The organism is Lysinibacillus sp. FN11, from assembly GCF_024628845.1.
GTDB lineage: Bacteria > Bacillota > Bacilli > Bacillales_A > Planococcaceae > Lysinibacillus > Lysinibacillus capsici.
In genome coordinates, this window is record NZ_CP102383.1 from 1,287,390 (window position 1) to 1,313,956 (window position 26,567).

Here is a 26,567-nt window from a genome sequence, read left to right on the forward strand (position 1 = left end):
AGCTGACACTATGAATAATAAAGTATTACATCCAAGGGCTTTAGAGCCTGTAACTCTACTAATGATCGTCTTAACATCTGTTGTGGGGGCAATTATTGGGATACAGCTGATTACGACTTTAGGGATTTCTGCCAATACATCAATCGTTGGGGCAATATTTGCGATGATTCTTGGAAGAATACCGATTGGCAAGCTAATTGCCTTTAAATCTGTACACAGACAAAATATTATTCAAACAGCCATTTCGGCAGCAACGTTCAGTGCAGCAAGTAGTTTAATGTTGCCAATTGGTATTCCATATGTATTAGGCTATGAAAATTTAGTATTACCATTGTTTATCGGTGTCATTTTAGCGATGTTTGTTGATGCTTTATTATTATATAAATTTTTCGATACAAAGATTTTCCCAGCAGCAGGTACTTGGCCACCGGGAATTGCAACAGCTGAAGCCATTAAGGCGGGCGATAAAGGTGGTAAGAATGCAAAAGTATTAATTGGTGGTGTGTTAATTGGTATCGTGGGATCTGTTTTGAAAATTCCAATGTCAGCTTTTGGGGTAGCGTTCATCGGTAATATTTGGGCACTGACGATGTTTGGTGTTGGGCTTTTATTAAGAGGCTATTCTGTTCAATTATTTAATGTTGACTTAAATGCTTACTATATTCCACATGGCGTTATGATTGGTGCTGGGATTGTAGCACTTTTCCAAGTAGCTTTTGCCTTATTGAATAAAAAGTCGGCTAAAAAGTCAGAAGAGTTAAGCTATTCAAAAGATGCAAAAGAAATTCGCCAAGCATTTGGTGTTGGTTTTATAGCTTATTTAGCCATTGCTCTATTAATCGCTATTTTAGGCGGTATTATTTCACACATGTCTTTCGGTATGTTAATAGGATTCATCATCTTTGCAACGATTGCTGCATTTGTCCATGAGCTAATTGTGGGTATCGCAGCGATGCATGCGGGTTGGTTCCCAGCATTTGCAGTGGCATTTATTACATTGATTGTTGGTATTTTAATTGGTTTCCCAGCGCCAGCACTTGCATTACTAGCAGGGTATAGTGCTGCTACAGGGGTAGCGTTTGCGGATATGGGCTATGACTTAAAAACTGGTTTCATTTTACGTGGTAATGGTAGTGATGTTGCATTAGAAAAAGAAGGTCGCAAGCAACAATTGATTGCTGGTATGCTAGCTTTTGCAATTTCGGCAGTTGTAGTACTACTATCCTATAAATCTTATTTTGCACAGGATTTAGTAGCACCTGTTAACCATGTGTATGCAGCAACAATTCAATCGGGCGTTACAGGCGATGTAGCAAAACAATTAATGATATGGGCGATTCCAGGTGCAGTAATTCAGCTCATCGGTGGTTCAAAACGTCAAATGGGTATCTTATTTGCAACAGGTCTATTACTTGTCAATCCAATTGCTGGTTGGGCTGTCCTAGTTGGTATCTTACTACGTGTAATTTTCACATATGTGACGAAAGGTAAGAGAGAATCTGAAATGACAGTATTTGCAGCAGGTGTTATTGCCGGAGATGCTTTATATAGCTTCTTCACTTCTATTATCAAAATAGGGAAATAGAAAGGGGGAATAAAGAATGACTAAAGTATTGTCCTATGAGGATGGGATTGCGGCCGTTTATGGAGGAGCAATCCTTGGCGGAGGCGGCGGTGGTCTCCTAGAGGAAGGACTCAAGCTAGTTGAGGAAATCTTTGCAGCAGGTGAACCTCAAATGGTGGATATTACCGAATTAGATCAAGAAGATCTAGTTGCCTGTGTGGCAATGGTAGGTGCGCCATCAGCGGTCGATCAATATATTTCAAATGAACAGCTTTGTTGGAGCTATCGTAGTATGAACAACCATATCAATCAACGTCTAAAGGGCATCATTACCAATGAAAATGGTGCCATCACGACGATCAATGGCTGGTTGCAGTCAGTTTTATTAAATGTACCTGTTGTGGATGCTCCCTGTAATGGACGAGCACATCCAACGGGAATCATGGGTTCTTTAAATCTTCATGAACAAGAAAAATATCAATCCGTACAATTTTATGCAGGAGGAAAAGATGACTTCGCTGTCCATGGCTTTGTGGAAGGAAATTTACACAGCACCGCAAAGACAGCACGCCAAGCTTCTATATTAGCAGGCGGACTAGTAGGGGTCACTCGAAATCCTGTGACGATTGACTATTTACAAAAACATGGCGCACCAAATGCGATCACTATGGCCATAGAACTTGGCTATCGCTTCTTAAATGGGCAAACCTTTGAAGAAAAGTTAGCCCATGTGTTGCAATATTTGAATGGCGTGCACATCGTATCAGGTGCCGTCACAAATTATTCATTAACAAAGGAAAATGGCTTCGATGTAGGGGAATTATCAGTGGGTGATTACCATCTGACGTTCTGGAATGAATATATGACATTATCGAAGGAAGGGCAGGTACAATCCAAATTCCCAGACCTCATCATGACGTTCGATACAGAGAAAATGATGCCAGTTCCAAGTGCAAGTATTAAAGAGGGAATGCATGTCGCAGTGATACATGTAGACCAATCTAACTTAAAATTAAGTACAACCATGCAAAACGAGGCTCTATTGCGGGAAATTGATGAAGTGATCAAAGGCGTTCTATGAAATAAGAAAACAAAACAGTAAAAGCTGCCATCATCTACTTGAATGTAAGATGGGCAGCTTTTATTTGTCCTTCAGCGGGATGGTAATACATTTTATCACAATCGTTCCTACTTCCTTTTTCACTTCATACATTGATGGCTTAAATGAATTTCTTACTGATTTGCACAACTCATCGAACGTGGTATTCACAAGCTGCAAGCAATTATCGTGTACGATTTTCAATAAAGGGAGGAGCTACGTTCATACATAATCAAGGAATTGACTAGAAGAAGGTAACAACCAGTAATGAAAAAACAATGCACTTCTGCTACAACTGGCGAAATCCTTTTGGTCATGCAACAAACTAACTTGTTGTTCACATTTTCGGCATGTACATTTGGCTATGCGGGTTAAACAAAGAATTTCTAAGGGAAAGTGTTCACTTTTATTTGTTTAGATGATAGGTTTTCAATACGCACGTCATCTTTTAAACAGGTTATTCAATTGTAAGCCCGCTGAAGTTAATGTTAAATCTGTTAAACACACAGCTGTTGTACATTGCTGAAAAATATGAGGTACAGAACAGATAGCTGTTCTGTACGTTTATCATACAATATTCTGAAAAAATAGTCAATTGAAATAGATTTGATTTTTAATTTTTCTAGATTACCTCTTATGTAATAAAATACAGTATAATTTGTAGGAAAGGATGAGTGTAGACTATGAATCATTTAATGAATAAAGTACGTGAAATATATGAGCAATTTGATGCTAGTCATGATTTTCAACATATTGAGCGTGTCTATCAAAATGCATTAGCTATCCTACATAGCGAGCCAACAGCAGATGAAGAAGTTGTGAAAATAGCTGTACTTTTACATGATGTCAGTGACAAAAAGTATACCGATAGCAAGGAAAAGGAAGAACAGCTTATTGCGGAATTACCTGTTAGCGAGGGAAAAAAGCAACATATTCGAGATTGCATCGCTCAAGTGTCATTTAATGGTGGGAATGAGCTAGAAGCAACATCATTGGAAGCAAAAATCGTCCGAGATGCAGATCGTTTAGATGCGATTGGTGCTATTGGCATTGCCAGAACATTTGCTTATGGTGGAGCAAAAGGTCGCAAGCTTTATGATAAGGAAGAAGAAGTACGCACAAATATGTCAGAGTCCGAATATCGTCAAAAAAATACCGCGTCTGTTACTCATTTTTATGAGAAATTATTACTGCTAAAAGATTTAATGGTGACGGAAAAGGGCAAGCAAATGGCACTTGAACGTCATCAATTTATGGAAAGTTTTTTAAAGCAACTGAAGCACGAAATCGGTCAGTAGCACATAATACAAAAACCGCCTTTTTTAAAATAATATAGGGTAAATAGTATAACAAAACAAAACCAGACCTTATGTTTAGAGGATTTAAGTTTGATTATATATAATCAAACTTTATAATCAAACTTTTCGTATATAAAAATACATCCATTAAATCTTTATTGAGATAATGGATGTATTTTTTATTGTGGTTTTTTAAATAAAGATTGATGATTTATAATTAAGTTCGATCATTTATAATAAAGTTTGATAAAAAAACTGTATGGAATGCAGTTTTCTTATTCCACAATCGGGCCAGATTGTGGAATAAGCAGGAACTAATAATTATTAGGAGAAATATAAAAGTATAGTTCAAATTAACGAAGAGGATTGTTATGAAATGGAGGACGGTAATTATGAAAATTTATAATACAGTTCCATATTTTTTATTAAACTACATGCCCTCGGAGCGGTTCTTAAAACACTACCATGAAAAGTTCTCACAACACTTCAAGGAATACTTTCTGTATCATTGTAAAAATCCAGATGAGAAGATTAAAAACGCAATTCAAAGATACCCTTCCAAAATGAGTGAGATAAAGGAATCGAGTGGAAAAATCGAAAGCCTAATTCAAGAAATGGTGTTAACTTACAGACAAAAATATAATGTCGAGTTCACTAAAGATGTACATATTATTGTTGGAGCATATGGGTCAAATGCATTTACACATCGTCAAATTATTCCTGAAGTGACATTTTGTTTAGAAAAGCTCTCTTCTGATGATAAACATTTAAAAGTAATTATTGCTCATGAATTTGGTCATACTCTTCATAATATTTTATCAGATCAGGAGGGGGTGGATTGGTCTAAAGTTCAGTGGTTTCATCCCTTTACAATGTTGTTTCAGGAAGGATGTGCAACGTATTTTTCAGAACAAGTTGCTGATGCTGACAAATCGGTCTATTTTTTATACGAAGATAATGGAGAAGAATGGTTAAAATTTGCAAAAGATAACAAAAATGATATTATCATTACTTTTTTGGAAGATATAAATAAACGTACACAACCTGAAGTTATCCATGAATGGTTTTCAATTAATGGAGGTTCCTACTTTGGTTTCACACGTTTAGGGTATTTTATTGGATACAATGTGATTCAAATCTTAATTGAAAAGTATCAAGAGAAAGAGGCCGTTACACTTTGGAAAGAATCTACCTTCAATAAAGAAATAGAGACTGTGCTTTTAGAACTTACTTAAAATGTTTAATTTACAGTTAAGTTATTCGACAATCGGGCGCAATTCTGTAGCAAGAATTGTGCTTTTTCTTTTTTTGGGGGGATATTATAGTGTATGGAATCTGTCATTTATCAGTGTATATTTTGGAAAAATCTGATAAAATTTAAAATAATTATAATTAGAAGGAGGCGGTATATTATGAAAATCGCGAACATATTTAATGGGGTGAATCTATTTTAAGGGATGAGCGTATAAATCCCCTATAAACTACGTGGTCCCTAAAATCCGGAGGGAAAAAAGTGATTATTAGAGACTATAGAGTTAATGATGAGACTGGTTGGGTAAGATGCCGAACACTTGCGTTTTTACAGACTGCTTATTTTGATAATGTACTAAATAAGAAAGAACGTTATGAAAATCCAGCAATCGAGCTAGTCGCAGAGTTGGACGGTCAAATCGTTGGGCTTATTGATGTAGAATATGAAATAGAAGAACGAACAGTTTGCTCCAGGGGAGAAGGGTTAGGAGGGATGATTTGGCATATCGCTGTTCATCCGGATTTCTCCCGGCGTGGAATAGGACAACAATTACTCTATGCTGCTGAAAATAAAGCTAGAAGAGCGAATTTAAATCGTTTTGAGGCTTGGACAAGAGATGATTTATGGGTTCAGAAATGGTATGAAAAAATGAATTTTAATATCGTTGATTCCTATTATCACGTTTATTTTGAAGAAAATGAAATGAATCATCGAATTCAAAGTAATATGCCCAATCTATACTTAGTTAATGCTTTTACTCATTACGTTGGGAAAGATATTGACCAATTTACAAATAATAAACGTATTCACCAATGTGTTTGTTTTGAAAAATCATTTTAATCATTTCTAAGTTATGAATGACATATTTATCAATAATACTATTCAACAATCGGGCGCGTTTATGAAGTAACGCTGTAGAAAATGATCAAATTTTTTTATAATAAGCAAACTAAAAAATGCTAAAGAAGCAACCATTTTGATTAATCTTTTTTCAAAATGGTTGCTTCTTATTAATCTTAATTTAAGGATTTACGAGGTGTTTTTGTACAAACTTTATTTTAAAGCTACATTTATATCTCATTAAGAATTTTTTGTATGGCAGTTACATATATGGCATTTCTCAGTGCATCTATTTCGGTATCTGTCAGATTATAAGAAGGCTCGACTATAACGACATCCTTATTTTTGCTTAGATCGTTTATAGGACGCATATCAATCGTAAAGGTTGTTTGTTCTTTAAGCAGAGAGTTTTCTCTTTTGAGCTTTTTATTCTCTGCCATAAGCATTCCAACCAATGCCTTTGTTGTTGGTTCGGAGATACTTGCTAAGATATCATCGTTTGCAGGCAAAAGGCACTGATTCCATTTTTACGTTCAGACCGAATGCATGCCCATTTAGAAAAACTGCGCATTGCGCTTGAGATAAGAAGGGATCAGACGATTGCATTGTTGAATAAGTATGCACCAAAGGGCGTTAGGTGGATCGAACCAAAAGGTGGGCTTAATATTTGGGTGTCTTTACCTAGTAATGGCAATACGGATGAGCTGTTATGGAAGGCCCAACAAGCCCAAATTACCTTTTTACCAAGCTCAGCTTGTTATCCAGGAGAGCCACAATATCACCATCTGAGAATTAGTTATTCTTATCCTGAACCGCACGACTTAACACAAGGAATCATCAAGCTTTGTCAGCTTATGGAATCCTATTTACAGGACATGCCACCAGTTCGTTGCTAGTTTGTAATTCTTTGTTTACCTGCGTTTTGATGTTATGATGAATAGTGGATATCAATAATCGTCTACATAAAAATCGTGTGGGCATGAACAATACCTAACATGAAAGAGATGGAATAGTGGAATGAGTCATTTAATTGTACAAAATTTAACCAAAACAGTGGGCGATAAAACGCTTTTTCAAAATATTGAATTTACCATTTATGAGGGAGAGCGGGCAGGCTTAATCGGTATAAATGGAACGGGAAAATCAACCCTGTTATCCATTTTAGCTGGGGACATGGAAGCGGATTCGATGACAGTAGATCGCCCGAATAAATACCGTGTCGCTTATTTACCTCAGGAGCCTACATTTCAGGCAGGCGAAACGGTTTTACAAGCTGTCTTTTCAGGCGATTCGCCCATTTTACAGCTGAATCGTCAATATGAGGAAACGGTTGCTGCTCTAGCAAGTAACCCAACTTCCGAGAGTTTACAAAAGACGTTATTTAGTCTGCAACAGCGCATGGATGAAGAGCAGGCATGGGATGTCAATGCCCTTGCGAAGACGGCTTTAACAAAGCTTGGGATTGAAACTTTTGAAAAAGAGGTACTAACGCTATCTGGCGGTCAGCAAAAACGTGTTGCATTAGCGAAGGTGTTAATTGAACCAGCGGATCTTTACTTATTAGATGAGCCCACAAACCATTTAGATGTACAGTCTACCGAATGGCTTCAAGAGATGGTCTTACGATTAAAGGGTGCAGTGATTTTCATCACCCATGATCGTTATTTCTTAGATGAATTATCAACACATATTTACGAGTTAGCGAATCAAACCTTGTATCGTCATACAGGGAATTACGGTGATTATTTAGAGGCTCGAGCTATTCGTGAGGAGATGCAAGCTGCTTCTGCACAGAAGGATCGCAATCGTTATCGTTCAGAATTAAAATGGATTCGTCGTGGTGCGAAGGCGCGTTCAACCAAGCAAAAAGCTCGTATTCAACGCTTTGAAAAGCTAGAAGAAAACCTAGAGCGCAAATCAGAAGATGTTTCCTTGGATATGCGACTTGCGACAACACGTCTTGGACGTAGAGTGCTGGAGGCTGAGAAAATTTCGAAAGCCTTTGGGCAGCAAAAAATCCTTGAAAATTTCTCATTTTTACTACAGCAAGGTGATCGAATTGGTATTATCGGCGCGAACGGTGTAGGAAAATCAACTTTATTGAACATGCTAGCAGGAGAGCTGACACCCGATCAAGGTGAAATTCTTGTTGGGTCAACAGTGAAGTTGGCACATTTTAAGCAAACATTGCCGAAAATGAATGAAAATGAGCGCATGATTGAATATATACGTGAGGCTTCAAATGATATTACAGATGCAGAGGGCGTCCGTTACTCAGCAGCTCAAATGCTGGAGCGCTTTTTATTCCCGCTGCATGCTCATGGTACACCAATTGGAAAATTATCGGGCGGTGAGCGCAAGCGTCTTCATTTATTACGTTTATTGATGGAGCAACCAAACGTGTTATTACTTGATGAGCCAACGAATGATTTAGATATTGAAACATTAGGTGTGCTAGAGGATTTCATCGAGCATTTCCCAGGCGTGGTTATCACAATTTCCCATGATCGTTTCTTCCTCGACCGTATTGCGAAAAAGCTATGGATACTAGATGGTCAGGGACAAGTTGAGGAAACACTGGATCTATACAGTGAGTATCTGGAGAAACGTGAGCAGGCAGCGACTGTCAAAGTAGAAACGCCAAAAGTGGAAAAGGCCAAATCAGAAAAGCCAAAATCAGACAAAAAAAAGCTATCGTTTAAAGAGCAAAAAGAATGGGAAACGATTGCAGATGAGATAGAGAAAACAGAAACGGCTATTATGGAGACCGAAGAAGGAATCGCCAATGCAGGCTCAGATTTTACCAAGCTACAGGAATTAACAGCTAAGTTGGATGAGCTAAATGCACAATATGAGCATCTTATTGAAAGATGGTCGTATTTAGATGAAATAGTGAACGGATAAGGAGCGATAGACATGAAGATTATTACCATTGAACCGACGCCAAGTCCCAATTCTATGAAGATTGTTGTTGATACAGAGCTACCATTCGGGAAGAGCTATAATTTTACAAAAGATAATAAAGACGAAGCAACAGGCGAGGCGGCTGCTATTTTAGCAATTGAAGGAGTAAAGGGCGTTTACCATGTAGCCGATTTCTTTGCTGTTGAGCGTAATGCCAAATATGCATGGGAAGGCATTCTAGCAAGTATTCGTCAAGTGCTAGGGGAAGATGTCCAAGCACAAGAAGAAGCGATTGTGGCCAATGAATTTTATGGAGAGGTTTATGTCCATGTACAATTTTACAAGCAGGTGCCTTTACAAGTAAAAGTTTTTGATAACCAACGTGAATATCGTATTAGCTGCGGAGACCGTTTTGTCGATGCTTTTAATCAAATTATTGAGTCAGCAGTAGATGAAAACTATATTTTCCAACGTAAGTGGATTGATTATGGTGTTCGCTACGGTGAGCTGGAGGAAATTGCTGAAACAGTCAAACAGGAGATTGATGTCACTTATTCTGCAGACCGTTTAGCAGAAATTGTCACAGCTATCAATAATGATGGTGAAAAAGCCGCTGTGAAAACGGACAAACTCAAAGTGACGGTAGAACAGTTCAAGCAACCTGAATGGGAGAAACGCTTCCAACTGCTCGATCAAATGGCTGATCCTGAGCTAGACGATCTACCGCTATTAGATTTAGCCTTACAGGATGAACAAATGTCTATCCGTCGACTAGCGACGGTGTACTTAGGCATGATTGAGGATGTGGCAGTTGTCCCTTATTTAGAAAGAGCCCTACAAGATAAAAGTGCAGCTGTACGTCGAACAGCAGGTGACTGCATGAGTGACCTTGGCTTTGTAGAATTTGAAGAAGCCATGCTGCAAGCCTTACAGGACAAAAACAAATTGGTTCGCTGGCGCGCAGCAATGTATTTATATGAGGTCGGCACAGAACAGTCCTTACCTGCATTGAAGGCTGCTGAAGATGACAAAGAATTCGAAGTGAAGCTACAAGTGAAAATGGCCATTGCCCGTATCGAACAAGGCGAGGAAGCAAAAGGCTCGGTTTGGAAGCAAATGACCGAATCCCGTCAACAATAATCAGGAAAAACCAGCAAATGCTGGTTTTTTTCTATTTTGTAATGGTTGGCGTTTGCTCTAATAAATGGGTGAGGTTGCTTCTGAATAGTGATAGGTCCTCCAAGAAGTGAGCGAACCACTCCAATGAAGTGGGAACCCGCTCTTAAAAAGGGTGAACCGCTCCAAAGAAGCAGATACCCGCTCTAAAAAGAGATGAAGCCGCTCAAAAGAAGTGAGAACCCGCTCTAAAAAGAGATGAAACCGCTCCAAAGAAGTGAGAACCCGCTCTCAAAGGAGAGAAAGCCGCTCCAAAGTACCAAAACTTTTTCTCCAAATTAAAGAAATCCCGCTCAAAAAAAGTGTTGCCTCTTCCAAACTATAATTCTCTAACCACCTCAAAATCAAAAACAATACTCTCTATCATTCGATGAATTGATCGAAAAAACGTGTAAAACAGAAAAAAATGTTGTTTTCTAGTGATTTATTGCTAAACAAAAAGTTAAAGGCGTTCTTTGAATCATTAACATATTGTCTAGTTTCATAGAGAAAGGACAATGTTAAAATAACATAAATTCAGAATATTCTTTAAAAATAGGAGGTCCTTTGCATGACAGTAACTAGTTTAAAGACAACAAAATCGTATGTGCGAGATCGTGAGACGGTCATCGCCCTAACACAGAAGCTCGTGCGCATTGAAAGCGTTTACCGTGAGAATGATCCGAAGGGCAATGAGCAAGAGGTGGCAACTTTTGTAGCGGCGTATTTACGAGATATTGGCATCGAGACGCATATCGAGGAGGTTGTGCCAGGGCGACCAAATGTCATTGGTATTATTGATTCGGGCAAGCCTGGGAAAACATTACTTTTCGAAGGACATACGGATGTGGTGACAGAGGGCAATCGAGAGGCTTGGGCCTACGATCCATTTGGTGCAGAAATCATTGATGGGCGTATGTATGGCAGGGGAACGAATGATACAAAAGGGAATCTTGCTTGTATGATTACAGCTTGTCAGTCATTACTACTAGATCAAGAGGCGTTTACGGGCAAAATTATTTTATGTATTCCTTGTGATGAAGAAGGGCTTATGCTAGGCATAAAACATTTTATTAAAAATGGCTGGGCTGATGGTGTGGATGGTGCGATTATCTGTGAGCCACAGGAAAATAATGTGTGTATTGCACAACGCGGGGCTATTCGTTTACAGGTAGATATTTTCGGTAAAATGGCGCATGGTGCGATTTCGTGGAGTGGCATCAATCCTAACTGGCGTATGGCACGTTTCATCGTAGAGCTTGAAAAGCTGGAAAAAGAGGAGCAAGCACGATTAGGGCGTGATCCAATGCTGAATTGGCCGTCTATTACACCAACGATTTTACGTGCGCCTGTAAAGGGAGATGCTCAAATCAATGTCATTCCGGATCACTGTATGACAACACTCGATATTCGTACGGTGCCTGCGCAGGACCATGATGAACTGCTGGGTAAGATTGAAGCGATTATTAAACGATTACAAGCGGATGATCCTGATTTCAAAGTTGAACTGACGGTTCTTGATAACCGACCTGCAACTGCAACAGCGAAGGAAGACCCTGTTGTACAGGCTATATATGAGGCTGTGGGAGAGGTAACAGAGAAGGAGCCAAAATATAACGGTGTTCCAGGCGCGACAGATGGTACGTTTCTTCATGTGCATGGTATTCCAATTGTAACAGTTGGGGCAGGAGATCGAGAAATCCCTCATCAAATCAATGAGTATGTGGATATTGAAGAATTGGCAGAAACAACGGCCATTTACCGTTTAGCAGCATTAAAATTTTTGGCGGGTGATGCACAATGACGGCTATCAAAATTGCAGTAATACCAGGAGATGGCATAGGAAAAGAGGTTATGCAGGAAGCGTTAAAAGTTTTAAATTGTTTGCAAGAACAACATAGCTCCTTACAAATTGAAACAACCATCTTTCCTTGGAGCTCCGATTACTACGTGCAGCATGGCTGTATGATGCCTAATGATGCACTGACAACACTTCAAACATATGATGCGATTTTATTTGGAGCTATTGGCGATGCTCGTGTGCCCGATGATGTGACCGTTTGGGAATTGATTATGCCGATTCGGAAACAGTTCCAGCAATATGTGAATTTCCGTCCTATTAAATCACTGCCAGGGATCGCGTCTCCGTTGGCTAACGGCAAAGAAATTGACTTTGTGATCTTCCGTGAAAATGCAGAGGGTGAATATTCGGACAGTGGTGGTCGACTGTACCAACTGCAGCCGCAGGAAATGACGATTCAAAATACCATCATGACACGAATGGGGATTGAAAAAATTGTCCATGCTGCCTGTGATTATGCGAAGCAACACGGTAAAACCAAAATAACAAGTGCGACAAAATCAAATGCCATTATTCATTCAATGAAATTCTGGGACGAGCATACAAGCAAAACGGTGGCTCAAAGTTCACCAGCACTACAGCTCGAATCCATTTATATCGATGCACTCGTTGCTTATTTCGTAGAACGACCACAGAATTTTGAGGTGGTGGTGGCGTCCAATTTGTTTGGCGATATTTTATCCGATTTAGGCTCTGCTATTGTCGGAGGACTTGGTCTATCTCCATCAGCCAACCTGAACCCCGAAAAGGATTTTCCATCGATGTTTGAGCCTGTTCATGGCTCAGCACCAGATATTGCAGGCAAGGGTATTGCCAATCCAATCGCTCAAATTTGGTCGCTTGCCTTACTGCTTGGCCATCAAGGCAGACCAGATTTAGAACAGCTCATTGTTAAAGCCATTACAGCTGTGCTGCAAGAAGGCGTTGTGAAAACAGCAGATATTGGTGGACAAGCGACAACAGCACAAATGGGCGATGCGATTTGTCAGGAAATTATTAATAGAACTTTAACAGCAGGAGGTGTTTAGCATGGCAGTTGAGCAAAAGGTGATTGTGGTTACTGGTGCAGGAGGCGGTATGGGAAAGGCCATTATTCAAGAGCAATTAAAGCAGGGCAATCGAGTTGTTGGACTTGATCTATCAATAGACGCCTTATCAGATATTGCACAGGATGCCCTTCAATGCTTTGAAGTCAATGTGTTACAGGAGGAACGTGTGCAAGACATCTGCCAACAGGTTTTTGATAAGTATGGCAGAATAGATGGTCTTGTTAATGCACTGGGAATTGCCCAGTCAGCTACACCGATTGAAGAGGTCACAATGGATGAATGGAATCGATTAATGGATGTTAATGTGAAAAGTTTATTTATCACGACAAAGGCAGTTGCCCCTTTTATGAAAAAACAGCAAATGGGCTCTATTATTACAATTGCCTCGATTTCAGCAGTGCGACCAAGACCGGGCTTACAGGCTTATATTGCATCCAAGGGTGCAGCAGAGAGCTTTACGAGAGGACTGGCAATTGAACTAGCATCTAGTCAAATTCGGGTTAATACGATTCATCCAGGACCAGCCGACACACAAATGCTTGGTCAATTCGCCGCACAGGGTGCAGATGTAGAGCAGACGAAACAAAGTGTCTTTGTGCAATCTGTGCCATTAGGACGATTAGTGAAGCCAGCAGATATAGCAGGAGCTGTTAGTTATTTACTCTCAGATGCAGCAAGCATGGTCACAGGGACGACATTACATGTAGATGGTGGCCGTGGATTATAGGAGGGGTATAATGAAAAAAATTCCTATGTTGATAGATGGTGAGTGGGTTCACGGTGATGCACAGACATACCTCGATGTTAAGAATCCCTCAACAGGTGAAGTGATTGCACAAATTGGCAACGCAAGTAAAGAACATGTAGAAGAGGCAGTGCGTGCAGCACGAGTAGCCTTTGAACGAGAGGACTGGCGTCAATGGAAAGCCTATGAACGTGGGCAGTTATTGATCGAATTTGCTCATTATATTCGTAAGCATGCTGAGGAATGGAGTTTACTCGAATGTCGGGATGTAGGCAAGCCCTTATCACAGGCAAGAGCAGATATTGAAGCAGCGGCTCGCTATTTTGAATTTTATGGCGGTGCAGCGGATAAGGTGATGGGGGATACCATTCCAATCGAGGATGGGCTATTAAATGCAGTAGTGCTAGAGCCAGTGGGCATTACGGTACATATTGTGCCATGGAATTATCCGATTCAAATTACGGCAAGAAGTGTAGCAGCCGCTATAGCAACTGGTAATGCAGTCATTGTGAAAAGTGCGGAGGATACACCACTAACAACACATGCCATTGCACAATGGTTCGCCGATAAGTTGCCGAAAGGGATTTTTCAGCATATTACGGGCTTGGGACGAGAAGTTGGTCCTTATTTAACTTCACATCCCGATATTAATCATATTACGTTTACAGGTTCTGTTCCCACAGGAATTGCGGTGATGAAGGCGGCTGCAGAAAATGTTGTGCCTGTGACATTAGAGCTTGGTGGTAAATCTCCTAATATTGTTTTTGCGGATGCTAACATGGAGCAGGCATTAGAGGAGTCGTACGTGCGATTATCCAAAATGCTGGACAAACTTGTTCAGCAGGGGCACGTTTACTCATTGAGGAACGAATAAAAGAGTCCTTCATTTCCCGATTAGCACAAAGGTTCCAAGCGATCCAAGTAGGACCAGGTGAGGCAGATATGGAGATGGGACCGTTACTGAATGAACAACAATATACGAAAATCACTGCATTATTACAGCAAGCAAAGGTAGATGGCTATGTTGTGACAGGTGGGGAACCATTGACATTGGCAGGCTATGAGAATGGTTTTTATGTTCAGCCAACTATACTTGATGGTGTTGATCCAAATGATCCATTAGCTCAGGAGGAAATTTTTGGTCCAGTGTTAACCGTCTTGACATTTTCCACTGTAGAGGAGGCCATCGCATTAGCCAATAGTACGGACTATGGCCTAGTGGCGGGCATTTGGTCACAAAATATCGATACGGCTCATTATGTGGCAAGTCGTGTGCAGGCTGGCCAAGTATTTGTCAATAATTATGGGGCTGCTGGAGGCATTCAAATGCCATTTGGCGGCTATAAAAAAAGTGGAATTGGTCGAGAGAAGGGCTTTGTTGCACTGCGAAACTATACGCAAATGAAAAATATCGCTATACGCTATGCACCACCTAATCAACACTGAGATGGAGGGACGCATATGGAACAGCCAAAAGAAAAAGATGTACTTTTAGAGGTCAATCACTTATCAATTAAATTCCATTTAAAAAATGGCAAAGAGGCAAAAGTTGTGGAAGATGTGAATTTTACTATTCATAAAGGAGAAACCGTTGCACTGGTTGGTGAATCGGGAAGTGGCAAAAGTATTACATCCTTAGCCATTATGCGGTTGCTGCCTATACCTCCAGGAGAAATTACGTCAGGTTCTATCACTTTAAATGGTAAAAATCTACTTACCTTAAAAAATAAAGAAATGAGCCGTATTCGAGGCAATGAAATTAGTATGATTTTTCAAGAGCCCATGACCTCTTTAGATCCCGTTTTTACGATTGGCAATCAAATGATTGAAGGCATACGAAGACACCAAAAGGTATCGAAAAAAGAGGCATGGAATAAAGCGCTACAGCTTTTAAAAGAAGTCGGGATTGCGAATGCAGAAAAGGTCATCGCCGAATATCCTCACCAACTCTCAGGTGGGATGCGACAACGAGTCATGATTGCCATTGCGATGTCGAATAATCCGCAGCTATTGATTGCGGATGAGCCAACTACGGCACTTGATGTCACGGTTCAGGCACAGATTTTAAAGCTGATGCTAAAAATGAAGGAAGAGCATCGATCAGCCATTTTATTCATTACCCATGATATGAGCGTTGTTGCAGAGACAGCTGACCGCGTTATGGTGATGTATGCGGGACAGATTGTCGAGGAAGCCCCAGTAAGAGAGCTCTTTTTAAATCCACAGCATCCTTATACAACAGCGCTTTTAAAGACGATGCCAAGCCTTGAAACAGATGTCAAAAGGCTACCATCGATTCCTGGTACAGTGCCACCTGCGTATGCATTACCTGACGGCTGTCGCTTTGCGCCACGTTGTCCCCATGCGCTGGCACATTGTCATCAGGAGCAACCTGCTGTTCATCACATTCAAGAGGCACATAAGGTACGCTGTCATTTATTCACGGAGAAAGGAGAGCTGGCTCATGACGGAGAAAGAAGTTTTGCTGGAAATTAATCATTTAAAAGCCTACTTTCCTGTGAAACGTAAGTCGATGAAGGAAGAGACAAAGGTCATTAAAGCGGTGGATGATATTTCGATTGAGATTTATAGAGGGGAAACGCTTGGTATTGTTGGCGAATCAGGCTCAGGAAAATCCACCTTTGGGCGAACAATTTTGAAGCTCGTTGAACCAACAGCAGGGGAAGTGTTGTATAAAGGACAGCCCATCCAGCATTTAAAGGGGAATAAGCTGCAAAGTTATCGTAATCAAATGCAAATGATTTTTCAGGATCCCTTTGCCTCCCTCAACCCACGGATGCGAATCGGCTCTATTATCGAAGAACCGATGAAGCTGCAATTAACCTTGACGAAGGAGCAACGCAAAGAGCGTGTGAAGGAGCTATTACAAAAGGTAGGGCTACCTGAGGATGCCATGCATAAGTTTCCACATGAATTTTCTGGTGGGCAGCGGCAGCGTATTGGGATTGCACGGGCATTAGCGATTCATCCAGAATTTATTATTGCCGATGAGCCCGTTTCAGCACTGGATGTGTCGGTGCAATCACAAGTGCTCAATCTCATGATGGATTTACAGGATGAATTTCAATTAACTTATTTATTTATCTCACATGATTTAAGCGTTGTGAAGCATATTAGTGACCGTGTGGCAGTGCTGTATTTAGGCAGAGTAGTGGAGATTGGGACAAAGAAGGAGCTATATGCCAATCCGTTGCATCCCTATACACAAGCATTACTATCTGCAATACCAGTTGTTAATTTTGATGAGCCTAAGCAAGAAATACTTTTACAGGGTGAGTTACCAAGTCCGATGAATCCACCTGTTGGCTGTGTCTTTCATACACGTTGCCCGTATGTGATGGAAAGATGCCATCAGGAGAGACCGAAGCTTCACGATGAAAATGATCATCAACGAGTAGCCTGTTTTTTATATGATAAAAAATCAGAAAATTACAATTATTTAACAAGTGAGGTGTGAAGGATGTTTGGCAATATAACGGATGTGCCAGGTGTTAAGGTAGGACATCGCGAGAATAAAGAGGGCATCACAGGCTGTACGGCGCTATTAGTGGAAAACGGAGCGGTGTGTGGAGTGGATGTTCGGGGTTCTGCACCAGGTACTCGTGAAACAGATGCGTTAGATCCCATCAATGAAATTGACCGAGTCCATGCCATTTGTTTAGCTGGGGGTAGTGCTTTTGGGTTAGATGCTGCTACAGGCGTCATGCAATTTTTAGAGGAGCAAGGGATTGGGGTAGATGCAGGAGTAGCGAAAATACCGATTGTACCAGGTGCTGTACTCTTTGACTTGTTTATCGGTGATCCACATGCACGACCTACTGCACTTATGGGCTATGAAGCGGCACAAGCGGCACAAGTCGGTTCATTTCCAAACGGCAATGTAGGCGCAGGCTACGGAGCAACTGTAGGCAAATTAGCTGGTCCAGCATTTGCAATGAAGGGTGGGCTTGGTAGTGCTTCCTATGCGGGGAAAGATGGTCTTGTAGTAGGTGCTATCGTGGCTGTCAATGCAGTTGGAGATGTCAAGGACCCCACAACGAGGCAAATTTTAGCTGGAGCAAGAGATACACATTCTGGTCAATGGGTGGATTGCTGTGCCTATTTAGAGCAACATGCACAATCAGAGGCTTTAGCGGGTACTAATACCACCATTGGTGTTGTGGCAATGAACGCCAAGCTAACGAAGGCGGAGGCTAAAAAGATTGCACAGCTTACGCAAAATGCCTTAGCACGCACGATTTATCCTGTTCATACGATGCTGGATGGCGATACGATTTTTGTGCTTGGTACAGGGGATCAATCCTATGCACTTGATTATTTAGGCCAACTAGCGACAAAGGTGATGGAGGAAGCGATTCTGGCTGGCATTAAAGCCGCTGAACGATTGGCGGATGTTGAGAGTTATACAAGCATTCAAAAGACAAGCACTTAAAAAAGGGGGAACAGCCATGCAATGGAAAAAAGCGGATTGATACTACTAACACTGTTAGTGGCAATCGTTATGGCAGCGTGTTCAAGTGATGGAGAGAAAACTACGACTACTTCAGGTACTACAGATGGTCAAACGGCAACAGATGTTCCACAGGAAATTGTTGTACGTGTGAATGATGATCCAGATTTTTTAGATCCACATAAGGCGACAGCATCCATTTCGTATCAAATGATTCTAAATATCTTTGAAGGGCTAATGGCTCCTGAAACAGATGGCTCCTTAAAAGAGGGACTTGCTGAAAGCTATGAAATCTCTGAGGATGGCTTAACCTATACGTTTAAAATTCGCCAAGGTGTGAAGTTTCATAATGGTGATGATTTAACGATGGAGGATATTCAATATTCCTTTGACCGTTTAATGGGGAAAAATGGTGGGGAAAAAATGTCCAATAGCTTTGATAACGTAGCATCTACAGAGGCGCCTGATGCAAGTACATTTGTGATCAAGCTAAAAGAGCCAAATTCAAATTTCTTGTATTCCTTAACAGGGAGACAATCAGCTATTATTCCAAAGAGCAATGATGGGAAGCATAATGAAAATCCAATTGGTACAGGTCCATTTGCCTTTGTGAAATATGCACCAGGTACAAATTTAGAACTTAAGAAAAATGAACAGTACTGGCAAGAAGGATTGCCTTATTTGAATAAAGTAACCTTTGCCTTCCAATCAGATGATCAGGCAGCCATTATGAGCTTGATGGCAAACGAAGTAGATTTAACGAGTGTTCCTTGGCACCGTGTGAGCGAGGTAGAGGGAAGCTATAGTTTATCACACCAAAATAATAACTCTTCTCTTATTGTTACATTTAACGAAACAAAGGCACCATTTGATAATGTGAAGGTTCGTCAAGCAATCAATTACGCCATTAGTAAAGCCGATATTATTGACTCCGTGTTTGCAGGCTATGCTGTGCCACTTGGCTCTAATATGAGTCCAGCGATGGGTGATTTCCAAAAGAAGGGTTTAGAAAGCATGTATGAGCGAGATGTGGAAAAAGCGAAGGCGCTATTAGCGGAAGCGGGCTATCCTGATGGCTTTAAAACTAAAATTACCGTCTCTTCACACAATGATATTTACTCAAATATTGCACAAATTGTCGTAGCTAATCTACAAGAGATCGGAATTGATGTAGAAATTGAAGTAGTGGAATGGGGAATTTGGCTAGATCGCGTTTACTTTGGTCGTGACTATGCAATGACAACGATTGATTTAACGGGTCGTGCATCTGCTTTTGAAGTGTTGAATGATTACATTTCTACAAATGATAGTGAAAACTTCTTCTTATTTAAAAATGAAGAATACGACAAAATTATGGCTGATGTTTTAAAGGAAACCGACCAAGCCAAGCAAATAGAGTACTATCATCGTGCACAGGAAATATTAGCTGAGCAGGCGACAGCAGTATACATTGCGGATTATCAAATTGTTTGGGGATCTGACAAACAGGTGACGGGGCTCAAGAGCTATCCATTCTGGTTCCACGATATGTCAGAGGTCAAGTTTTCAAACTAGAAAGGGATGAGTGCTTATGATGTATATCCTACGTCGAATCATCCTGTTAATAACAACCATCCTTCTAGTATCCATTATTACATTTGGTGTTTTTCAAATTTTACCTGGTGATCCAGTTCGCACAATGCTAGGGACAGAGGCGGATCCCACTCAAATTGAAAATTTACGATCTGAGCTTGGCTTGGATCGTCCTCTTTATGAACAATATGTGGATTGGATGAAGGGCTTATTGACAGGGCAATTAGGGAATTCCATTCGATTTTCCATGCCAGTAAAAGAACTATTATTTGATCGACTTCCTGTCACCATGTCATTAGCAGGACTCACCCTTATCATTGTCTTAATCATCTCTTTACCTTTAGGGATGTTTGCAGCAAGAAGACAAAATAAATTAAGTGATGTGTCATTATCGACAGTAACCCAAATCGGTATGGCAGTGCCATCCTTTTGGCTAGGGATGATGCTTATTCTTTACATTGGCTTACAGTTCAGCTTCTTTAAAATTAGTGGCTATATACCTTGGACACAAAGTGTAGCAGGGGCGCTTAGTACGCTAATACTTCCAGCTTTAACCATTGCGATTCCACAAATTGCGGTGAATTTTCGTTATGTTCGTACAGCCATTTTGGAGCAGGTCCAGCTCGATTATGTCCGCACGATTCGCAGTAAAGGGATGTCTGAACAAAATGTAATGTATAAGCATGTATTGAAAAATTCCATGATTCCGATATTGACGGTTTTTGGGTTGATTATGGCAGAAGTTGTAGCAGGGACGATTATTGTGGAGCAGGTGTTTTCATTGCCAGGGATCGGTCAGTTATTGATTACGGCTATCAGTAATCGTGATTTTCCACTCGTACAAGGGATCGTTATGTATATTACAGTAGCTGTTGTCATGATTAATTTTATCGTCGATGTTTTATATTCTGTGTTGGACCCGAGAATTCGATTACGTTAAGAGGTGACTACTATGAAACAATTACAGCGCTATACTAAAAAAATCAATTTAGTCATTGGTCTCCTCGTCATTGTTGGCTTTCTGCTCGTCATGATTGTTAGCTTTTTTATACACCCCATGATGTCAACGCGATGAATATACCTGAAAAATTGCGTGGTCCAGGTGGTGCCTATATGTTTGGAACAGATGAATTTGGGCGAGATATTTTTAGTCGCATTATGAAGGGGACACAAACAGCCTTTGCCGTGGGTCTATTAACGGTTGCGATTGGAACGATATTTGGTATTCTCATAGGCGGAATTGCAGGCTATGTTGGTGGCTGGGTCGATGAAATATTTATGCGCACGATGGACGCTTTAATGGCCTTTCCAGGAATCATCTTAGCATTAATGCTTGTAGCGGTATTCGGCCCAGGAATAACGAATACAGCGATAGCACTTGGAATTATCGCGATACCTGCTATTGCGAGGATTGCCCGCAGTGGCTTTGTGCAACAACGTGACTCGGAATATGTGCTAGCAGCGAAGTTAATTGGTGTTAAGCCTTATAGCATCATGTTCCGTCATATTTTGCCAAACATTTCGTCGCAAATTATTGTTGCAGCAACCGTGACTTTTGCGACAGCAATGTTAGCCGAGGCAGCACTGAGCTATTTAGGGCTTGGCGTACAGCCACCAAACCCTAGCTGGGGTAGAATGTTAAAAGATTCACAAGCCTATTTAATCGGTGCCCCTTGGTATACGTATGCCCCTGGGGGAGCCATTACGATTCTTGTTCTAGGCTTATATATGCTCAGTAATGCTTTACGAGATTTTATGGATCCGCGTTCAAAATCGTAATAGATCAGGTGCTGTCTTTTGCAACAGTTCATATGCCTTAACAGCCATCTCAATATTGAGGCGATGAGGAGCTTGTAAAAAATCAGCACCTAGTATACTTTCTAATCGTTCTATTCGTTTGTAAAGTGTTTGACGGACAATAAACAGCTGTTCTGCTGTATCATTTTTAGCCCCATTACAGGTCAGATAAACAGCCAAGGTTTGAAATAAATCATGGCTACTTTTTTGATCTAATACTAAAATTTCCTGTAAATAATCTTTTACAAATTGTAGGAGGGCTGTTTGATCTTGCTGTAATAACAATCGATAAACACCTAAATCTTTATAATAGATGGAGCTCGTTAATTGATGATGCTGCATTTGGATGGCTGATTTGGCTTCCTTATAGCCCAGATGAACACTTTCGATCGATTGATAGACATTGCTAATACCACAGCTAAGGGTAAGTTGCTCAAAAAATTGTGCTGCTTTTCTTGCAATAATTTGTGAAATGGCTTGATCAAAAGCGTCGCGATTGTCTTTCATATAATCTGCAGCAATGAAAAAGGCTAAAATAATTATCTCGTGCTGTCTTACTGAAACAGTAGGGAAAAATCCAAGCTTTTTCAGGATCGAACGAACATACATGGCATTTTGGAGCTGGATTTCCTGCCATTCTTCTTCAGGCACAGTATTGGCTTCATCATGGAGATTGAACACAACGACTCGGTAAAATAAATTACGACTTTCGATTGGTAAATAGCTTTGATAGTATTGAATATCTACTGGCTGACCTTGAATTAACGCTAGTATGAATTCATCTTCACGGCTTTGTTGTCGCTCCTGAAGCATGCGGTTACGCATTAAAATATGGGCAATCGACATAGTTGCTCGTTCAAGATTTAACAAGGTGTAATCACTCTGCTTTGGCAGTTCAGAATGCATACATAAATAGCCCCACACTTGTCCAAGCCCATTAACAGGAATAATGACAAAATGGTCTTTTCCCAAGGATAGAAGGTGCAAGGGCTCTTGTAGTTCTAACTGCTGACAATGCTCCTCCATGACACGTAAGTATTTTTTAGCCTCCATAGGATAATAAAAGCTTTTTGTATCTTCTGAAACAAATAGAAAGGGAGCATTTGTATCTTGATGGAGCACTTGTAATATTTTCAAAATACCATTTGGCATTAATGATAATTCCATAAAGGTTTTGGATAGTGTATCTAGCTGTGTAAGTGCCTGCTGGTGTTGATTAATTATGTACGTGTGCAAATCTTGCGTAATATCGATAAATCGTACAATTTCTTCAAAGATGATGATAGGGAAATGATGGGCATTTGCCATGGCAATCAATTCTACGGGAACATGGTCAAAATAATCGCCAATTTCTATACAAAGACCAGCTGCCTCATTACGAATAAGGTTTTGTAAGTAGGCGATTTGTGTTTCTCGTTCTAGCTGTAAACCGACACCCGTGGTTAATATTAATTCACCACCATTGATTAATGTTTCAAAATCTTTAATTTCTAATATATGTGTCCACAATACTTGGCGATCAAGACCATGCTGCCCTGCAATAAGCTTCGCCGATTCAAAATGCTTGCGCTTGAGGACATCACGTACGAGTAGAGGATGTTTCGACATCAATTAGCACCTGCCCTTCGAATGTACAATGTCTATTTCATTATGTTAGAGAAATCAGAAAATTTCAATATTATCTAGCTTAATAGGGAAAATGGTGATAGACAAAAAGACACCGATGATACACGATTGGAGGTCATGATATGGAGCGAAACGATCAGATTACACATACTTTACAGCAAAAAGATCATGAACACATTTGGCATCACATGTCTATCTATAATGACAAAGCACCTCCCATTATTGAACAGGGAGAAGGGGCATGGATTACTGATAGTTTAGGCAATCGCTTTTTAGATGGTATGTCAGGCTTATGGGCAGTGAATGTAGGGTATGGGCGTGAGCGTCTTGCCAGAGTTGCGTATGAGCAGCTAAAAAAGCTTTGCTATGCTCCTTTAACACAAAGCCATGAACCTGCCATCAGGCTCGCTGAAAAAATTAACAGCTTACTTGATGATGACTATATGATGTTTTATTCCAATAGTGGCTCAGATGCGAATGAAGTAGCGTTTAAGTTAATACGTCAATACCATCAACAAAATGGGGAAGGGAACCGCTACAAAATCATTGCTCGTTATCGGGGCTATCATGGCAGTTCACTTGGGGCATTAGCAGCTACAGGTCAGGCTTTACGTAAATTTAAGTACGAGCCGCTGACACCAGGCTTCTTACATGTTGCTCCACCTGATCACTATCGTCGTCCAAAAGGGCAGTCAATTGAGGCATACAGCCTAGCACTTGCCCGAGAAATGGAAGAAAAAATTATTTGGGAGCAAAAAGAAACCATTGCGGCTGTCATTATGGAGCCACTCATCACGGGTGGTGGAGTGCTTATTCCACATCCTACATATGTCAAAGAAGTCGAGCGCATTTGTAGAAAGCATGGGGTATTACTCATCATGGATGAAGTCATATGTGGCTTCGGACGGACAGGTAAGCTATTTGGTCATCAGCATTTTGATATTCGACCAGATGTCATTACCATGGCGAAAGGATTAACGAGTGCCTACCTACCACTATCCATTACAGCTATACGGAAAGACATTTATGAAAAATTTAAAGAGACGGACGGCTATAGTCATTTTCGCCATATCAATACGTTTGGTGGCAATCCAGCAGCTTGTGCAGTAGCCTTAGAAAATATAAAAATCATGGAGGAGGAAGGACTTGTGCAGCGAGCAAGAGATTTGGGTATTCAATTCCTACATGATTTGCAAGACCTATTAGAGCTGCCTTTCGTTGGCGATATTCGTGGGCTTGGGTTACTCATTGGCATCGAGCTGGTCGAAGATAAACAATCTCAAACACCTGCCAAGCCTGAGCTAATCGCGAAAATCATGGCTGATTGTCAAGCAAATGGCTTAATTATTGGAAGAAATGGCGATACAGTTGAAGGCTTCAATAATATCATTACGTTAAGTCCACCGCTGTGCTGTACAGATGAGGACTTTGAGTTTATGGTTGCTGTATTAAAACGAGTATTTGCAGCCAATGTCTAGCCTGAGGCGATTCCAAATGTGCAAAAAACACGAGGAATCGCCTTTAATACTGTCGTTTATGCCCTTTCTTCACCTCTTCCCAGTCAATCTCGATGTTATGCAACACACGTGTTAGAAGTCTGTGAATGCAGTTCATCTCATCATTAGAAAACCCCTCAAGCGCACGAGCATTGGAATATTCGCCCTCCCGTTTTAAAAAAGGATAGATGTCCATGCTTTTAGCTGTAGGAAAAAGTAATTTATTTTTCTTATTACCTTGTTCAATTCGTTTTTCAATAAAGCCTTTGGTCTCCAATTTTTGAATAGCTCGTGAAGCCGTTGTACGGTCTACCTTCAATAGCTCTGCGACTTTCTCTTGAATAATACCTGGATTTTCACAAATACGGATGACATATAAATATTGCCCCTTTGTTAAATCTAATTCCTTGAATTCAATATTGCTTATTGAGTCTAATGCCCGTGCAATGGCACCTATTTCACGTAAGATTTCTTTCATGTGCGATCCTCCTGATATTTTTGTTGTAATTGCAATAAAAATCATTCTATACTAATACTATCATCTTCAAAGTGAAATTGCACCTCGAGAAGATGATAAGGCAGGAGAACCTAGGAGGAATAGTAATGACTATAAAAAAAGTAACATCTGAAGCAGAATTACAAACAGCGTTTGACTTTAGACGAAGCGTTTTTATTGAAGAGCAGCAAGTCCCTGAGGAAGAAGAATATGATGAATTTGATGCACTGGATGCTCCATGCGCTCATATTTTGGTGTATTACAATGAGCAACCTGTTGGAACAGGGAGACTTCGAGTTGTAGAGGACTATGGCAAATTGGAGCGTATTTGTATATTAGAAGAATACCGCAAATATGGCCTTGGTAAGGAAGTTATTGTGGGCCTAGAGCAGATTGCTCGAGATAAAGGGCTAACAAAAGCAAAATTAAATGCTCAGTCCTATGCAGAAGGCTTTTATGAAAAATTAGGCTATCAGCGTGAAGGCGAAGAATTTATGGATTGTGGCATCCCTCATATTTTAATGAAGAAATACTGGTAGCAGACGAAATTCACACGATTATAGAACATGCCAGACTTAGCGTCATACTTTGTAACTTTTTAATCGTTGCTTGGGTCTACTGCTTAAAGGGGGGATGTTGTTGAAGAAATGGATATGCCTTTGTATCATGAGTTTGTTACTGACAGCTTGCGGTAGTCAAGTCATAATCGAATGGGTTGATTTAATCAAATGGGATGGTAAGCAATATGAAGCTGTTTATGAAGTCGCGTTAGCCGATCGTTCATTCATTGAAAAGGAAATAGGGGAAGTTGATTTTAAAGTGGCTGATCATGTAAAAAGAACCTCCTATCGCTTTAAGGATGGCGATGCAGCCTTCCATGAGAAGGGAACAAAGCTTTATGCGATAAAGGGTCTTGAAGATGCTATTGCCGTAGAGGATCAGTCGGTTATTAATGGCTATCGAATTTATATGGTAAGAGATGAAGCTCCGCTGCGACAGAATTTTGATCAGGTTCCATTAGAAGAAGTGAAGAAAATAGAATTTTACTCATCTATGGAAGAAGGCAATCGGAAAACGGCTAGCTATACAGACCAGTCTGACATGGAAGCTATAAAGGCGATTTTAACCAACAGTAAACTAGCCCCATCCTTTGAGCCGAATGGAGATACGAACCGTTATGATGTACTCCTTTATACAGACGATGCCATTGCTTTTCAATATGGCATACAATTTGATGGTACTACTTATTTTTGGTTTCCGTCAGAAAACGCGATTTTATCGAATGATATACAGCAATTTATTTCCAAAGATTAGCGTACTTCTCTAGAGAGGCTTATATTGA

22 protein-coding genes and 2 pseudogenes are annotated in these 26,567 nt (G+C 40.4%); 21 read left to right on the top strand and 3 right to left on the bottom strand.

Annotation, left to right across the window (positions count from 1 at the left end):
* The first annotated feature begins 10 nt into the window (after positions 1-10).
* The 5 genes from NP781_RS06640 to NP781_RS06660 all read left to right on the top strand — a co-directional run bounded on the left by NP781_RS06640 (position 11) and on the right by NP781_RS06660 (position 6,053).
* Positions 11-1,585, top strand: coding sequence for an OPT/YSL family transporter (locus NP781_RS06640; RefSeq protein WP_257521798.1), 1,575 nt, complete (start codon positions 11-13; stop codon positions 1,583-1,585).
* Between the two features lie 16 nt (positions 1,586-1,601).
* Positions 1,602-2,645 (top strand): S-methyl thiohydantoin desulfurase domain-containing protein, encoded by a 1,044-nt coding sequence (locus NP781_RS06645; protein ID WP_221680746.1) that lies wholly within the window; start codon positions 1,602-1,604, stop codon positions 2,643-2,645.
* 701 nt (positions 2,646-3,346) lie between these two features.
* Entirely contained in the window at positions 3,347-3,961 is a 615-nt protein-coding gene (locus tag NP781_RS06650) for an HD domain-containing protein (protein WP_221680747.1), read from the top strand.
* Between the two features lie 392 nt (positions 3,962-4,353).
* Complete coding sequence (locus NP781_RS06655; protein ID WP_257521799.1) at positions 4,354-5,196, top strand: DUF5700 domain-containing putative Zn-dependent protease; 843 nt, start codon at positions 4,354-4,356, stop codon at positions 5,194-5,196.
* 278 nt (positions 5,197-5,474) lie between these two features.
* Positions 5,475-6,053, top strand: coding sequence for a GNAT family N-acetyltransferase (locus NP781_RS06660; protein WP_257521800.1), 579 nt, complete (start codon positions 5,475-5,477; stop codon positions 6,051-6,053).
* Positions 6,054-6,283: 230 nt separating this feature from the next.
* Here NP781_RS06660 and gmtX read toward each other — a convergent pair whose 3' ends face one another.
* Entirely contained in the window at positions 6,284-6,562 is a 279-nt protein-coding gene (gene gmtX / locus NP781_RS06665; protein ID WP_257521801.1) for a gamma-mobile-trio protein GmtX, read from the bottom strand.
* A gap of 33 nt (positions 6,563-6,595) precedes the next feature.
* Here gmtX and NP781_RS06670 point away from each other — a divergent pair, with 33 nt between their 5' ends.
* The 13 genes and pseudogenes from NP781_RS06670 to NP781_RS06730 all read left to right on the top strand — a co-directional run bounded on the left by NP781_RS06670 (position 6,596) and on the right by NP781_RS06730 (position 21,589).
* Entirely contained in the window at positions 6,596-6,949 is a 354-nt protein-coding gene (locus NP781_RS06670) for an aminotransferase-like domain-containing protein (RefSeq protein ID WP_257521802.1), read from the top strand.
* A 121-nt stretch (positions 6,950-7,070) separates the two neighbouring features.
* Positions 7,071-8,957: an ABC-F family ATP-binding cassette domain-containing protein gene (locus NP781_RS06675; RefSeq protein WP_257521803.1), complete on the top strand. Its 1,887-nt coding sequence runs from the start codon at positions 7,071-7,073 to the stop codon at positions 8,955-8,957.
* A gap of 12 nt (positions 8,958-8,969) precedes the next feature.
* Positions 8,970-10,097 carry a conserved virulence factor C family protein gene (locus tag NP781_RS06680; protein ID WP_257521804.1) on the top strand — a complete coding sequence of 376 codons (1,128 nt, stop codon included), beginning with the start codon at positions 8,970-8,972 and terminating at the stop codon, positions 10,095-10,097.
* Positions 10,098-10,683: 586 nt separating this feature from the next.
* Complete coding sequence (locus NP781_RS06685) at positions 10,684-11,916, top strand: M20 family metallopeptidase (protein WP_257521805.1); 1,233 nt, start codon at positions 10,684-10,686, stop codon at positions 11,914-11,916.
* A complete protein-coding gene (locus tag NP781_RS06690) occupies positions 11,913-13,001 on the top strand; it encodes a tartrate dehydrogenase (RefSeq protein WP_257521806.1) in 1,089 nt (362 codons plus the stop codon). Before NP781_RS06685 ends, NP781_RS06690 begins: the two co-directional genes overlap by 4 nt.
* A 1-nt stretch (position 13,002) precedes the next feature.
* Complete coding sequence (locus NP781_RS06695) at positions 13,003-13,749, top strand: SDR family NAD(P)-dependent oxidoreductase (protein WP_257521807.1); 747 nt, start codon at positions 13,003-13,005, stop codon at positions 13,747-13,749.
* A gap of 10 nt (positions 13,750-13,759) precedes the next feature.
* A pseudogene (locus NP781_RS06700) lies at positions 13,760-15,213 on the top strand (aldehyde dehydrogenase family protein).
* 15 nt (positions 15,214-15,228) lie between these two features.
* The gene (locus NP781_RS06705) at positions 15,229-16,263 is read left to right on the top strand and encodes an ABC transporter ATP-binding protein (RefSeq protein WP_257521808.1); all 1,035 of its coding nucleotides are present in this window, start codon (positions 15,229-15,231) and stop codon (positions 16,261-16,263) included.
* Positions 16,232-17,245 (top strand): ABC transporter ATP-binding protein, encoded by a 1,014-nt coding sequence (locus tag NP781_RS06710; protein WP_257521809.1) that lies wholly within the window; start codon positions 16,232-16,234, stop codon positions 17,243-17,245. Before NP781_RS06705 ends, NP781_RS06710 begins: the two co-directional genes overlap by 32 nt.
* 3 nt (positions 17,246-17,248) lie before the next feature.
* Positions 17,249-18,220 (top strand): P1 family peptidase, encoded by a 972-nt coding sequence (locus NP781_RS06715; RefSeq protein WP_221680758.1) that lies wholly within the window; start codon positions 17,249-17,251, stop codon positions 18,218-18,220.
* 21 nt (positions 18,221-18,241) lie between these two features.
* On the top strand, positions 18,242-19,792 hold the full coding sequence (locus tag NP781_RS06720; RefSeq protein ID WP_257521810.1) for an ABC transporter substrate-binding protein: 1,551 nt from the start codon (positions 18,242-18,244) through the stop codon (positions 19,790-19,792).
* Positions 19,793-19,808: 16 nt separating this feature from the next.
* Positions 19,809-20,750, top strand: a complete 942-nt coding sequence (locus tag NP781_RS06725; RefSeq protein WP_009374228.1) for an ABC transporter permease — start codon at positions 19,809-19,811, stop codon at positions 20,748-20,750.
* A gap of 12 nt (positions 20,751-20,762) precedes the next feature.
* Positions 20,763-21,589, top strand: a pseudogene (locus NP781_RS06730) (ABC transporter permease).
* Here the strand turns inward: NP781_RS06730 and NP781_RS06735 are convergent.
* Entirely contained in the window at positions 21,578-23,215 is a 1,638-nt protein-coding gene (locus tag NP781_RS06735; protein WP_257521811.1) for a PucR family transcriptional regulator, read from the bottom strand. The pseudogene NP781_RS06730 and the gene NP781_RS06735 sit on opposite strands and share 12 nt — an antisense overlap.
* A gap of 140 nt (positions 23,216-23,355) precedes the next feature.
* On the opposite strand from NP781_RS06735, the gene NP781_RS06740 reads away from it, so the two are divergent.
* Positions 23,356-24,711, top strand: a complete 1,356-nt coding sequence (locus NP781_RS06740; protein ID WP_257521812.1) for an aspartate aminotransferase family protein — start codon at positions 23,356-23,358, stop codon at positions 24,709-24,711.
* Between the two features lie 43 nt (positions 24,712-24,754).
* On the opposite strand, the gene NP781_RS06745 is transcribed toward NP781_RS06740, so the two are convergent.
* Positions 24,755-25,207 carry a MarR family winged helix-turn-helix transcriptional regulator gene (locus NP781_RS06745; RefSeq protein WP_257521813.1) on the bottom strand — a complete coding sequence of 151 codons (453 nt, stop codon included), beginning with the start codon at positions 25,205-25,207 and terminating at the stop codon, positions 24,755-24,757.
* Positions 25,208-25,332: 125 nt separating this feature from the next.
* Between NP781_RS06745 and NP781_RS06750 the strand changes: the two genes are divergently transcribed.
* Positions 25,333-25,764 carry a GNAT family N-acetyltransferase gene (locus tag NP781_RS06750; RefSeq protein WP_257521814.1) on the top strand — a complete coding sequence of 144 codons (432 nt, stop codon included), beginning with the start codon at positions 25,333-25,335 and terminating at the stop codon, positions 25,762-25,764.
* Positions 25,765-25,858: 94 nt separating this feature from the next.
* Positions 25,859-26,539, top strand: coding sequence for a hypothetical protein (locus NP781_RS06755; RefSeq protein WP_257521815.1), 681 nt, complete (start codon positions 25,859-25,861; stop codon positions 26,537-26,539).
* Positions 26,540-26,567 lie beyond the last annotated feature (28 nt).

Coding starts and splice junctions, on each gene's coding strand:
- NP781_RS06640 (WP_257521798.1), top strand. CDS start 11: ATGAATAATAAAGTATTACATCCAAGGGCTTTAGAGCCTGTAACTCTA.
- NP781_RS06645 (WP_221680746.1), top strand. CDS start 1,602: ATGACTAAAGTATTGTCCTATGAGGATGGGATTGCGGCCGTTTATGGA.
- NP781_RS06650 (WP_221680747.1), top strand. CDS start 3,347: ATGAATCATTTAATGAATAAAGTACGTGAAATATATGAGCAATTTGAT.
- NP781_RS06655 (WP_257521799.1), top strand. CDS start 4,354: ATGAAAATTTATAATACAGTTCCATATTTTTTATTAAACTACATGCCC.
- NP781_RS06670 (WP_257521802.1), top strand. CDS start 6,596: ATGCATGCCCATTTAGAAAAACTGCGCATTGCGCTTGAGATAAGAAGG.
- NP781_RS06675 (WP_257521803.1), top strand. CDS start 7,071: ATGAGTCATTTAATTGTACAAAATTTAACCAAAACAGTGGGCGATAAA.
- NP781_RS06680 (WP_257521804.1), top strand. CDS start 8,970: ATGAAGATTATTACCATTGAACCGACGCCAAGTCCCAATTCTATGAAG.
- NP781_RS06685 (WP_257521805.1), top strand. CDS start 10,684: ATGACAGTAACTAGTTTAAAGACAACAAAATCGTATGTGCGAGATCGT.
- NP781_RS06690 (WP_257521806.1), top strand. CDS start 11,913: ATGACGGCTATCAAAATTGCAGTAATACCAGGAGATGGCATAGGAAAA.
- NP781_RS06695 (WP_257521807.1), top strand. CDS start 13,003: ATGGCAGTTGAGCAAAAGGTGATTGTGGTTACTGGTGCAGGAGGCGGT.
- NP781_RS06705 (WP_257521808.1), top strand. CDS start 15,229: ATGGAACAGCCAAAAGAAAAAGATGTACTTTTAGAGGTCAATCACTTA.
- NP781_RS06710 (WP_257521809.1), top strand. CDS start 16,232: ATGACGGAGAAAGAAGTTTTGCTGGAAATTAATCATTTAAAAGCCTAC.
- NP781_RS06715 (WP_221680758.1), top strand. CDS start 17,249: ATGTTTGGCAATATAACGGATGTGCCAGGTGTTAAGGTAGGACATCGC.
- NP781_RS06720 (WP_257521810.1), top strand. CDS start 18,242: ATGGAAAAAAGCGGATTGATACTACTAACACTGTTAGTGGCAATCGTT.
- NP781_RS06725 (WP_009374228.1), top strand. CDS start 19,809: ATGATGTATATCCTACGTCGAATCATCCTGTTAATAACAACCATCCTT.
- NP781_RS06735 (WP_257521811.1), bottom strand. CDS start 23,215: ATGTCGAAACATCCTCTACTCGTACGTGATGTCCTCAAGCGCAAGCAT.
- NP781_RS06740 (WP_257521812.1), top strand. CDS start 23,356: ATGGAGCGAAACGATCAGATTACACATACTTTACAGCAAAAAGATCAT.
- NP781_RS06745 (WP_257521813.1), bottom strand. CDS start 25,207: ATGAAAGAAATCTTACGTGAAATAGGTGCCATTGCACGGGCATTAGAC.
- NP781_RS06750 (WP_257521814.1), top strand. CDS start 25,333: ATGACTATAAAAAAAGTAACATCTGAAGCAGAATTACAAACAGCGTTT.
- NP781_RS06755 (WP_257521815.1), top strand. CDS start 25,859: ATGTTGTTGAAGAAATGGATATGCCTTTGTATCATGAGTTTGTTACTG.